General features: G+C 36.4%; 4 protein-coding genes. 3 read left to right on the forward strand and 1 reads right to left on the reverse strand.

Annotation, left to right across the window (positions count from 1 at the left end; genetic code table 11):
- Positions 1 to 102: 102 nt before the first annotated feature.
- Positions 103 to 621 (forward strand): shikimate kinase, encoded by a 519-nt coding sequence (locus L1S35_RS11170; protein WP_236400686.1) that lies wholly within the window; start codon positions 103 to 105, stop codon positions 619 to 621.
- On the opposite strand, the gene L1S35_RS11175 is transcribed toward L1S35_RS11170, so the two are convergent.
- Positions 613 to 1,110, reverse strand: coding sequence for a phosphoribosyltransferase family protein (locus tag L1S35_RS11175; protein WP_236400688.1), 498 nt, complete (start codon positions 1,108 to 1,110; stop codon positions 613 to 615). The two genes, L1S35_RS11170 and L1S35_RS11175, sit on opposite strands and share 9 nt — an antisense overlap.
- Before the next feature lie 493 nt (positions 1,111 to 1,603).
- Here L1S35_RS11175 and L1S35_RS11180 point away from each other — a divergent pair, with 493 nt between their 5' ends.
- Both L1S35_RS11180 and L1S35_RS11185 read left to right on the forward strand, forming a co-directional pair.
- On the forward strand, positions 1,604 to 7,432 hold the full coding sequence (locus L1S35_RS11180; RefSeq protein WP_236400690.1) for a RemA C-terminal-like gliding motility protein: 5,829 nt from the start codon (positions 1,604 to 1,606) through the stop codon (positions 7,430 to 7,432).
- A gap of 413 nt (positions 7,433 to 7,845) precedes the next feature.
- On the forward strand, positions 7,846 to 13,245 hold the full coding sequence (locus L1S35_RS11185; protein WP_236400692.1) for a RemA C-terminal-like gliding motility protein: 5,400 nt from the start codon (positions 7,846 to 7,848) through the stop codon (positions 13,243 to 13,245).
- The last annotated feature ends 129 nt before the right edge of the window (positions 13,246 to 13,374 follow it).

Raw genomic sequence — 13,374 nt, forward strand, 5'->3', positions numbered from 1 at the left:
AAATATAAGACCTTATTATTTATATTTCAAAGCAATTTTATTATAAATTTGCCTTTTTTTGACAAAGGACGTTAACGGCTTAATTTATAAGGTTTTATTGTAATGAAGAAAGTTATTTTGATTGGTTATATGGCTGTTGGGAAGACTACAATTGCTCAGGTACTGTCAGAAAAAATGGAGACTAAATGGGTTGACTTAGATAGTTTGATCGAAAAAAAAACTAATTTAAGTATCAGCGAACTGTTTAAACAGAAAGGTGAAGTTTACTTTCGAAAAATTGAACACGAAATTTTCAAGGAAATTACAGAGAATGAAGAAAATTTAATTATCAGTACCGGAGGGGGAACTCCATGTTATGCGGATAATCATTTACTGCTCAATGGCAAAAATTCTATTTCAATTTATTTGAATGCTTCACTATCTCTTATTTTAGAAAGACTTATTTCAGAAAAAAAAACAAGACCTCTTGTTGCCAATCAATCCCAAGACGAATTAAAAGAGTTTGTCGCCAAGCACTTGTTTGAAAGAAGCTATTTTTATAATCAAGCTACTTTTAAAGTTAACATCGACAATAAAACCCCGGATACAATAGCCCAAGAAATACTTCAGTATTTAGACTAGATAGGCATGATTGTTTTTGTTTTCAAATACAACATGAACATGTTCTTTTAATGAAGTCGATAGTGAGATGCCTTTGAAGTCAGCTTTAACCGGAAATTTTTTGTGATTTCGGTCAACCAAAACTGCTGTTTTGATTTTTTTTACAGGCGTTTCTAAAAAGTGTTTAACACCATATATCAGTGTGGTACCCGAGTTTAATACATCATCAACCAAGACTATGCTTTTGTTTAGGTATAGTTCATTTGGAATCGAAGTAGTGATTTTGGCAGAAGGATTTTGTTTGTCAATCTTAACCTCACAAAGTGTAACTTTTAAATCAGAAATGTTTTTTAAAACGGAACCTATTTTTTCTGCAAAAACATAACCATTATTTGCAATTCCGGCTATGATTACTTCTTTTTCTTCGGCAAAAGTCTCGTAAATCTGATAAGCAATTCTTTTGATTTTATGATCTATTTCCAGATGGTTGAGAATTATATTTTGACTCATGATATATTTTTTTCAAAGATAGGTAAATGTTAGCTTTCACAAATTTAAAAGAGGCATGTTTTTATATGAGAATTATAGTATTTAAAAACGGCTTTGCATTGATGTTCCTTTTGTAATCAGCTATTTTAATTCATATATTTACATTTGAACTTTTTTTATTCAATATTTCGTATATATTTGCGACCTTTAATGTTGTAAATCAGTTAATATATAAAAAAAATCAACGGATTAAAACACATAAAAGACCAGTAAAAATATAAGAATAATACGACTGTTTCGATGTGGCATATCGATGTTTTTTACAGTTTAACGATTAATCATTAAAATTCATTAATCATCCTTTTTTTTATATGGATTTCTTATAAATTTACGCTCCTGATTTTTTTAGGATATTTAAATAATTTATAAATTTCCGTTTAAACGTTTAAAATTAAATTATTAAAAAATTGCTTTATTTATAATTAGTGCTTCACATAGTCCCAAAACATATATCTTGAATAAAAAAAGACCTAAATATAGTTTTTTTATAAGTTTCATTGTCATGTTGCTTTGCCATTTTGGGTTTGCTCAAGTGAATACTTATGGATTCACCGAATCAAATTCAACATACACAGCATTAACAACTCCAACAACTGCTATTGCTGCTCCTTGGGATGACAATGTAACTGCTGCTGTTAACTTGGGCTTTACCTTTACCTTTAATGGAGTAAATCAAACACAGTGTTATATTAGTTCAAACGGATTTATTTCTTTTGGAATTGCTCCAACAGCAACAAATTACATCCCACTTAGTGACGCTACTGCATATACAAATGGCGGAAGTATTAGTGCGTTAGGAATGAATTTAACTTCTTCTACTTCTAGTGCTACAGAAGACATTGTTTATAAAACAATAGGATCATCACCAAACAGAATTTTTGTAGTGCAATGGACTAATGCGCGAAGAAAATTCATGACAGGTAATTTTAATTTTCAAATACGATTAGTTGAAACTACAAATGTCGTTGAGCTGTCTTACGGTGCATGTGCTCCCGATGATACTACCGTTTTAAATACGCAGGTTGGTATACGTGGTGTTACAAATGATTTTTTTCAGGGAGATGTTAAAAACCGTTTGCAAACAGGAGCAAACGTTAATAGTGCATGGTTTGGAAAAACTGTAGAGGGAACTGCTAATTCAAATACTGTCAGAACCAGTGTAACAGAATATCCTAATAATGGACTTAAATTTTCATTTACGCCTTCAGCTACTTGTCTCACGCCATCAGCAGCGCCATCTAATCTTATAATAGGTGGAACAAGTGTAAGCACAACCAGTTTTGTTGGTAATAGCTTTACGGCGGCTTCTCCGGCTCCAACTAATTATCTGATATTAAGCAGCGTAGTTGCAACACCTCCCACCAGCTTAAATATTCCAAATAGAGTATATAGGGCTGTAGGTGAAATTATATCAGGAACCTATACAGTAATCGGCAATACTAATGCAACCACTTTTACGCAAACATCTTTAACTCCAAATACAAATTATTACTATTGGGTTATACCATATAATTCGGGCTGTATTGGTGGTCCGTTTTATTATTTTGCAGGGATGATTTCAGAGTCAAATGCCACTTGTATACCGGCACCAACAGGCTTGACAGCATCAACCGTCGAAGGGAACTCTTTCACAGCTACGTGGAGTGCAGTAACAGGAGCAACAGACTATCGTATCGATGTTTCCACCAACAACACTTTTACCGCTATTCTTCCTGCCTACAATAATATTTCATCAAGTACACTTACCAGTTTAGCTGTTAATGGATTAAGTCCTTTCACTACCTATTATTTTCGGGTTAGAGCAGTTGGTTTAGGTTGTAATGTTAATAGTAGTACCGCCTCGGTAACTACAACTTGTGGTGCCTATTCAATTCCATATTTTCAAAATTTCGATACAACTACTGTGGCAACAGTTCCAACTTGTTTTACCATTACTAATAATAACTCTGATAGTGCGCTTTGGCAAGTTCAAAATTCAATCGCATCATCAACGCCTAATGCAATTCATTTAGCTACAAATAATCCTATTGATTCTGACGATTGGTTTTTTACTCCTGGTCTAAGTTTAAGCGCCGGAGTTTCTTATCGATTGAAATTTAAATATAATACCACAAGTGCAGGAACATATACCGAAAATCTAAGGGTTCGTTTAGGTAATGGTCCATCCGAACCTAGTATGAATATTACGATATTAGATTTACCTAATCTTGTAAATACAGTTTATCAAACGGCTACAGTTGACTTTATTCCGGTTACTAATGATGTTTATTATTTAGGATTTCAAGGTTATAGTTTTGCCAATCAAAGTAAAATTGTGGTAGATGATATTAGTGTTATTGTTTCTCCTACTTGTTTTGAACCTGCATCTATCACGGTCAATTCTACAAATGCTACCACGGCAAATATTTCGTGGGATGAACCGGTACCGGCACCAGCGAATGGGTATCAATATTATTTTAGCACTTCCAATACACAACCTAGTGTTAGTGTAACACCATCTGGTTCAGTTGGTGCAGGAATCTTGACCGCTACTATTACAGGATTGACACCGGCAACTTTATATTATGTTTGGGTTAGAGGTAATTGTAGTACTACAGATAAAAGTATTTGGAGTTTAATTCAATCTTTTAGCACGGACTGTACAACACCAACTTTACTAACAGTTGTAAATGGAACACTCTGTGGAGGTGGATCAACAACTTTACAAGCTACTTCTGCTCCGGGTTCTACTGTAGAATGGTTTTCTGATTCCGCAGGAACAAACCTGATTTCAACCGGTAATAATTATGTTACTCCTACACTTTTCGCTACAACTACTTACTATGCTCAATCAAGAGCACCGGGGGGGCTTGTAACGGTTGGTCCAATTTCGCCAATAGCCCAAGGCGGATCTTTAAGTACAGGCCTTACTCAAACCTTTGTAAGTTTTTCTGTTTCAACAGCTACTACCTTGCAATCAATCGATATTTATCCTCTAGTTTCAGGGCAAAGTGGCGTATTTACTATTCGAAATGCATCTAATGGAATATTGGCAACATATCCATACACAACCAATGCAGCTGGTGGAAATACTGTGCAGACCATTCCATTTGGAATCAATTTACCAGTAGGTAACTTTTTTCTATACATGGATACTTTACCTGCAGCAGGTTTGTTGATTAACATTGATAACGCTTCATATCCTTATAATTCTTCTGTTGCCAGCATAACAGGAAACGGTTATGACAATACGTTTTATATGTTTGCTTATAATTGGAAATTCTCTAATATCTGCCGCTCACTTCTAACGCCTGTAAATGCTACTGTGACCAGTGCACCAAGTATTTCCCTGAGCCAAACTACAGCTACTATTTGTTATGGAGAAATTACGCCATTGGTAACTATAACAGGTGCTGCATCTTATAATAATTTCGTATGGTCACCAAATACAAATATTGTTGGTTCTGTAGCAACTGGTTATACATTTCAGCCTACTGCAACTACAACTTATTCTTTAACAGCTTCACAAACATCAGGGAGTTTATGTTCATCGTTGTTGAGTATAACAGTTACCGTAAAACCACAACCTCCTGCTATTAGTATATTGCCTGCATCAGCTACAATCTGTGAAGGGGCTGTTCAGACACTAAATGCTACTTTAGCAGCAGCAAGCGCAGCGGTAATCTACAGCGAAAACTTCAATGGTAGTAATAGTTGGACAACGACTAACACTTCTACCGGAGGAATTCCTGCTAACGCTTCATGGACATTGAGAACAAGCCCCTATACATACTCAAGCGGAACTTGGAATACCACGATAAGTAGTAATGATGCTTCACAGTTTTATTTTACCAATTCAGATGCTCAAGGTACTCCAAGTAGTAATAGAACCATGACCTATTTGACATCTCCTACAATAAATTTGTCAGGTTATACCAGCGCCACACTAAGCTTTTGGCACTATTTAAGGTATATTGGTGGAAACAAAGCCTGGGTTCAGGTATCAACTGATGGAGGTGCTACCTGGATACTTGTAACTGCCTTTACAGCTTCCAGGGGAACGGCTTCTGCTTTTGTTAATGCAACAGCAGATTTGAGCGCTTATGTTGGTTTATCTGTTATGCTTAGATTTTATTACGATGCGACTTGGGATTATGGTTGGGCAATCGACAATATCAATATTACAGGAGCACTGGCATTAGAGGTAAGTTGGTCACCTGCAACGGCACTTTATTTTAATGCTGCGGCAACCAGTCCTTATATTGCAGGAACACCAACATCAACTGTCTATGCCAAACCTAGTGCGACGACTACTTATACAGGAACGGCTCTTGGAGCTAATGGGTGTTCAACCTTTAATTCAAGTGTCATAACGGTTATACCTGCACCAACAGCAGGAGTTTTATCGAGCAGTCAGGCTATGTGTGCAAATTGGGAACCAAATAGTTTAACTCTAACAGGTTCTGTTGGTACGATTGTTAGATGGGAATATGCAACAGATGCGGCTTTTACAGTTGGTTTAACCACCATTGCCAATACAACAACCACGCTAACAGCGGCTCAAATAGGAACTTATACAGGCACACGCTATTATAGAGTTGTACTTCAAACCGGAACTTGTCCCGTAGTATATTCTAATTCGGTATATGTAAGTTTTTCATCAACAACCTGGAATGGAACTTCATGGAGCAATGGTTTTCCTAGTGCTACCACTAAAGTGATTTTTGCCGGAAATTATACATCAGGAGCTGATCTTCAGGCTTGTTCGGTTGAGGTGCTTTCGGGTGCTGTATCTATCCTTTCGGGTCATACATTTACAGTGCAAAATGATATTAAAGTAACCGGAGGTTCAATAACCTTCCAAAATACTGCCAGCCTGGTTCAGGTGAATACTTTAAATAATTTAGGGGTACAGTTTACCAACTCAGGAAGTATTACCTACAAAAGAAACAGTACTCCGGTTCGTAAATTTGATTATACCTATTGGTCCGCCCCGGTAACTCCGCAAACATTAATAGGTTTTTCTCCGGGTACAACTTTATTCTATACCTTTAATTCAGCTACGGGTCGTTATGCCTATGCTAATGGAACTGATGTAATGATTCCTGCAAAAGGATATCTAATACGAACACCTGATATTGCTCCATTTAATACAACAACCACTAACATATTTACAGGCTCGTTTGTTGGAGTACCAAATACAGGAAATATAACCATTCCTATTGTGGGAGGAGGCAATCAGGTTAATTTAATAGGAAATCCATATCCATGTGCATTAAGTGCCAATTTATTTTTGTCTGATCCTTTGAATGTTCCTGTTATTGACGCTACTCTTTATTTTTGGACACATAACACACCAATATCAGGCAATAATTATACAGGAAATGATTATGCAGTTTATAATTATACAGGAAGCACTGCAACAGGTATCGGAACAGCTTCTCCAAGTAGTGGTGTGAATAACACTGCTCCTAATGGTAATATTGCGGCAGGTCAAGGGTTCTTTGTTAAAGGATTGACTAATGGAAACGCTACTTTTAAAAACAGTATGCGATTGGCCGGTAACAATAATTTATTTTACAGAACGACAAATCCACACACTGAAACTTCAGTAATTGATGATTTGGAACGTCATCGTTTTTGGCTCGATATTTATAATCCCGATGGTGCATTCAAACAACTTTTAGTTGGCTATATTGAAAATGCAACGAATGTAGGAATGGATAGAGGTTTTGATGGAGAATTAGTAGATGTTGGAAATATAATTACCCTCTACACGATGCAGGAGGATAAAAAACTTAGTATTCAGGGTCGCGCTTTACCATTTAATGCAGCCGATATAATTCCGGTTGGATATAAATCGACTGTTGCCGGAACCTATCTGATTAGATTGTCTGATTTTGATGGTTTGTTTGAATCACAATCTATCTATATAGAAGATAAACTCTTAAATATGATTCATGATTTGAGAACAGGGGATTATGAGTTTGCAACCGAAACAGGAACTTTTGAAAATCGATTTGAGATTCGATTTACCAATACTGCTTTAGGTACTAATAATCCTGCTTTTGATGCTAATCAGATTGTAATCTACAGAAACGCAACTAATGAGTTTGTTGTTACTACCGGAACAACTAATATGGAATCTATAAAAGTATATGATATTGCAGGTAGATTGTTGTTGAAGAAAAAAGGTATTAATGCCACGCAAACAAGCTTTCAAGCCGGCTTTGTCAATGAGGTATTATTAGTTCAAATAACAACAGACGATGGTGTAGTGGTGACTAAAAGAGTTATTCGTTAATGCTTTAATTTTGAACATTAATTTAGCATTAAGTTTTTATAAGGTATTTATTAATAATGTAATTTTTTTGTCCTATTTAGACATGTTTTATAAACAAATATTGAAAAGTGTTGACAATTTGTTAAATTAGCGCACCCAAATTCATTATAATTATTTAATTTTGGAACATTAAATAATAGTCTGTTTGCTTAAAAATGTACTATTTTTTTTATGGATTATAAATGAAATAACCCAATGTAGCAGTATTGTGCAGCATTGGTCTATTATATTTACAGTTTATCGAAAAACAATTGGTTTTTGATGACCGGATGAGGATTACAATTTTTTATGGCGTAAATTTAACGCCTTAACCATAATATAACATTGCTTTTAATGTCATTGTGAGTGGTGACGCACAACTTAAAAAATTAACTATGAGAAAATCTTTACTTACAGCCTCGAGTAATTTGGTTTTGTTTAAAAAAGGATTAGTATTTCAAATTTTGTTATTTGGAATGCTTTTAGGTTTAAGTGGTACTCAAATCACTTTTGCACAATGTATCGGACCGTATCAAGCTTTTGAGAGTGTTCCGCAAGATATTTCTACGCTAACTGGTGCGGGTTGGAGTTTTAGTACCAATTTAGGTGTTTATGATGATGGTAATGGTGGGACTTTTCGAACGGGTGCCAGAGGACTTTTCAATTATGATACAGTAAATGGTGAATACGTTATAACGCCAACTATTGCAACACCTCAAACCTTTTCCTTTTATCTTTTTGGTGACGATTATGATTTATTAGTAGGTGATGGTCTGGGTACTTGGTATAGTTTATTAGATAGTACAAATAGAACGAATTATAACGTTACATCTTTTGTGTTACCTGCCTTGACAAATTTTAGTGAATGGCAGTTGATATCAGTTACATTTGGGACAAGCAATTCACTAAATAGTAACGTGAAATTTAAAATAGTTGATAATGGTCCTTTTGGTAGTCTTCTAATAGATGATATTGCATGGACTTCAAGAACAGCCAGTGAGAATACGATTGTTGTTCCTGAGTTAGGTAACAGTTCGTGTAGCCCTATTACTGTTCCTGCAGCGGGAACAGGTTTTTTAACTTTATATGATCAGGGTGGTAGTTCAGACGAATACAATAGATTGCAAACACAAACAATTACTTTTGCCCCTGCAATTGCCTCAGAGAAAGTGCAAATTACCTTTCAGAGTCCTTTTGCTATCAATGGTGCATCTGGTGGAACTGCCAGTACAATAAGTGTTTATAACGGACCCACAACAGCATCCACAGTATTATTAAATGCATATACCAGTACAAGTACACTTCCCGGAGTAACGGTTTATGCTTCAACAGATTCGAGTGGTAATATCACAGTTAGATTTGTATCAGGTACAGGTGCACCATTATCCGGTTATAAAATAAAGGTTGAGTGTGTGGGTTGTCCGGCTCCAACTGCATTGGCATTTGCTGCTGCAGGAGGTGTTTCCCACAACAGTGCCTTTTTGACCTGGTCGGGTACAGCAGCCAATTATGAAGTTTATTATAGTACAACCAATACAGCACCAACTGGAGCTACATCACCAAACGGAGGGACAGTTGCTACTACATCAGCAACCGTTACTGGTTTAAGTGCTTCCACTTTATACTATTTTTGGGTGCGTTCAAATTGTGGTTCTGGTAGTGTGAGTTCATGGCTTGGACCAATTTCAACAACAACTTTGTGTACTCCACAAACGGTTACCTATCTTGAAACTTTTAATGGTTTAGTAGGTGGTGTTTTACCAACATGTACTTCGGCAACAGCCAGTAGCTGGCAATCTAATAGTGTTAACGGAAATTTGTTTTGTAATGGTGTAGGACAAAGTTTCTTTACACAGGGAGTTACTTTAACTGCAGGTCAGTTATACCGTTTGACCTATGATTATGCCAGTAACCTAAACGGAACTGCAGACATGCAGGTTTTCTTTGGTAGCCCTGTAAATAATGTTGCGCCAACGGTTAGTAATGTTAATTCGCTATTAGCTACACACAATACTTTTTCGAGTGTTACTACAAACGTACTTAACTTTGTAGCACCTACTTCAGGTACTTTTTACATTCGCTTTTTATTAAGTGCTTTGAGTAATACAGGTTCAGGAGCTTTAAATCTTGATAACGTAAGATTAGAAATAGAAAATTGTTTGCCACCAACTTTTCCTGGTAGCCCTGTTTCAGGTGTGAATGATTTTGGTGCCACAATAGCTTGGAATGTTCCTTCAACAGGTGCTCCAAGCAATGGCTACTATTATTATCTTTCTACCTCAAGTACGCCTCCGGGTTACTATGATACAGAGACAGGTGCAGTTTCCAGTACCGGTGTTACCCTATCATCTTTGTCTTCTAATACTACTTATTATGTATGGGTGCGTTCTAATTGCGGAGGACAAATCAGTACTTGGTCTTCGTCTTATGCCAGTTTTACAACAACAAACGTGAGTATTCCAACAGTAATAAAAGTAAATGATACTACAGGGCCTTATACAGTTGCTTGTGGTTCGACTACCAACATTACTTTTACTGACAGTGGTGGAACAGCGGGTAATTATTCTAATAATGAAAAAGTATATTTTCCTCTGCCTTCAACTGCGGTGAATGTACCATATTCTTATACCTTTAAGACCGATGGTACACCTGGTGCCAAGTTAATGGTGATTTTCAATACGTTTAATGTTGAATTAGGTTGGGATGGATTGATGATATATAGTGGATTGGATAATACGGGAACTTTAATGTCTTCAGGTAGGGTTGCTAATCACCCAAAATCTTGTCCAACAGGTGCTTGGACAGGAACTACATCACCGGGAACTATATTGTCAACTGCAGCTGATGGTTCACTTACTTTTGAATTCACTTCGGATGATTCTGTAACACCTTTTGGTTGGACAGCTACTATTAAATGTGTTAGTAGTCCCCCGACTATTACGAGCTTTACTCCAACAGATAATAACTGCGGTTCTTCATCGGTTTCGGTTGTAATTACCGGGACAGGTTTTACCAGTGTTACAGGTGTTAATTTTAACGGAGTTTCTGCCTCATATGTAGTTAACAGTCCAACTCAGATTACAGCTACTGTTCCGGCAACTGCAACTACAGGTAAAATTAAAGTAATAACTTCTACATTCTCGGCTACAAGCAGTACAGATTTTACTGTTAATAATCCTCCACCAGTTACAACAGGTGCTGTTGTTTGTACCGGTGGTTCAGGAAGCCTTTCTAGTAGTACTGTTTGTGATGCTTGGACTCCAGTTACAAATATTACCAATTCACTGACTACAGGTAGTCCAACAGCATTTCGACAAGTTACAGGAACTACTTGTAATTTATCTGGAACTTCTGCTTATTATAATGCTACTCAAATTACGGTTAGTGTTTCGGGAAGTTATACATTTGAAACATCTGATGGTGGTATAGATTTCTTTGCTTACATTACTAGCGGTTCATTTACACCTGGTAGTTGTGCTTCAGGAACAGTAATTGCTGCTGATGATGATTCTGGATCCGGAGTTCAACCTAAATTTACGGTTAATTTAACTGCCGGGGTAGTTTATACGTTATATACTACAACTTTTTTCAGTGGCACAACCGGTAGTTATACGTGGAATTTTATAACTCCTGTTGGTGGTAGCGTAATGACATTCCAAGCAGCATCAATAACTTGGTATACCGTGGCTAGTGGAGGTACTCCAATAGGTTCGGGTAATCCTTATAATCCGGTTGGTGTAGCAGGTTCAGGATTGCCAAATACTTTAACACCGGGAACTTATAATTTTTATGGAGCATGTTCGTCGAATCCCGGTTGTAGAACACTTACTACTTTTGTGATTGGTAATGCCGTAGGAGGAACAGTTTCAAGTAGTCAAAATATATGCGGAGGTTCATTTGCCGACCTTGTTTTAAGTGGCAGTGCAGGTACTGTTACTAAATGGCAATATGCTGACGATGCTGCTTTTACAGTTAATTTAACAGATGTGCCTTCAAGTGCTTCTACCACGTTAACATCTGCACAAATAGGTAGTTTTGTAGGAACCAGATATTACAGAGTAGTAGTTACTGTTGGTTCATGTACTACAGCTTATTCAACTACAGCTACTTTAACTTATAACAGAGTTATATGGGCTGGTGGAGTTTGGTCTAATGGCACAGGTCCAACAATTGGTTTGTCGGCCGAATTTCAAGAAGACTTTGTTTCTTCTACAAACGCATCACCATCCGGTAATTTATCAGCATGTAGTGTTATTATAACGAATGGGGCAGATGTCTTATTTGATGTTGGAACTTTGACTGTTCAAAATGAGGTTAATGTTAGTTCAGGATTCTTAACAATACAAGATAATGCGAGTCTTTACCAAAGTGGAGCAGTTACTAATGCACCTGGAGTATATTCTGGAGGTAATTCAGGAAATATTACTTCTCAAAGAGTTGCAGAACCTATGTATAAATTTGATTACACCTATTGGTCAAGTCCGGTTAATCCACAAAATTTATTAGCTGTTTCGCCTGCATCGCCAACAAATTGGTTCCTTACCTATAATGCTGCTTCAAATGCATGGGCATACGTGACCAGTCCTGGTACTACAACAATGACAGTTGGTAAAGGATATCTTATTAGAGCGCCACTTAATTATCCGGTAAGCCCTGCGCTACCATTGGATTATACAGCAAGTTTTATAGGTGTACCAAACAACGGAACATTTACAACACCAATAGTTGGAGGTGCATCGCAGATGAATCTTATTGGTAATCCATATCCTAGTGCATTAAACGCTCCTGATTTTATTAATGGTAATCCAAATGTTAGTGGAACACTTTATTTTTGGACGCATAATACACCAATAAACCCAGTAACATTCCAATATACTGCAAGCGATTATGCAATATTTAATTTAGTAGGAGGGACTCTGGCAGCACCAACCACAGGAGCAGGAACATCCGATCTAACACCTCCATTGGGTAACATAGCTTCCGGTCAAGGATTTTTTGTAAAAGGATTATCAAATGGTACGGCTACTTTTAGCAATTCGATGAGAAGAGCAGGTAACAATACCCAATTTTATAGATTAAATACAAGAGAGAATAATGATAATGATAATGATGATGCATTAGAAAAGCATCGTTATTGGATTGATATTGCTAACTCTCAAGGAGCCTTCAAGCAAATATTGATTGGTTATGTAGAAACAGCTACTAGTGGTTTAGATAGATTATTTGATGGAGATATGGTTGACGTAGGTAATGCTGTTACACTTTATACAACTGTGGAAGATACAAAATTGAGTATCCAAGGGAAACCGTTGCCTTTTGATGTTAACGAGACAATACCATTAGGATACAAGTCGACTATAGATGGAACCTTTACGATAAGTTTGTCTCATTATGATGGATTATTTACTTCACAACATGTGTATGTTGAGGATAAAGTTTTAAATATTATTCATGATTTAAGAGTCTCATCATATACATTTGCAACATTGGCTGGTACTTTTGATAATCGTTTTGAATTGCGTTATACAGATACTGCTTTAGGAACTACTAATCCGGTATTTAATGATAATTCGGTTATTGTTTACAAAAATAACCAAGGATTGTATATAGATTCAGGAGCTGTGAATATGGCAACTGTAAGCATATTTGATATTAGAGGAAGACTACTTGCTACCCAAAAGCAAGTTGACCGAACCACCACAGTATTTACTACATTGCCTACTACAAATCAGGTACTGTTGGTTCGAATTGAATCAGAGAATGGTGCAATAGTCACCAAAAAAGTGGTTTACTAATAAATAGAAAAGACACCAAATTCATTTTAGGGTTTGGTGCCTTTTTTTGTTATTGGTATTCTATTATGATTTCTTACAAATGTGAAAACTCACATCAGATAAAATAGTTTATTTTATTTGAGTGTTTTG

Origin of the sequence: Flavobacterium anseongense (assembly GCF_021608185.1) — a bacterium.
Taxonomy (GTDB): Bacteria; Bacteroidota; Bacteroidia; order Flavobacteriales; family Flavobacteriaceae; genus Flavobacterium; species Flavobacterium anseongense.

What these genes read in the sequence shown, in the direction of transcription:
- L1S35_RS11175 (WP_236400688.1), bottom strand. Translation starts at nt 1,110, where the DNA reads ATGAGTCAAAATATAATTCTCAACCATCTGGAAATAGATCATAAAATC.
- L1S35_RS11170 (WP_236400686.1), top strand. Translation starts at nt 103, where the DNA reads ATGAAGAAAGTTATTTTGATTGGTTATATGGCTGTTGGGAAGACTACA.
- L1S35_RS11185 (WP_236400692.1), top strand. Translation starts at nt 7,846, where the DNA reads ATGAGAAAATCTTTACTTACAGCCTCGAGTAATTTGGTTTTGTTTAAA.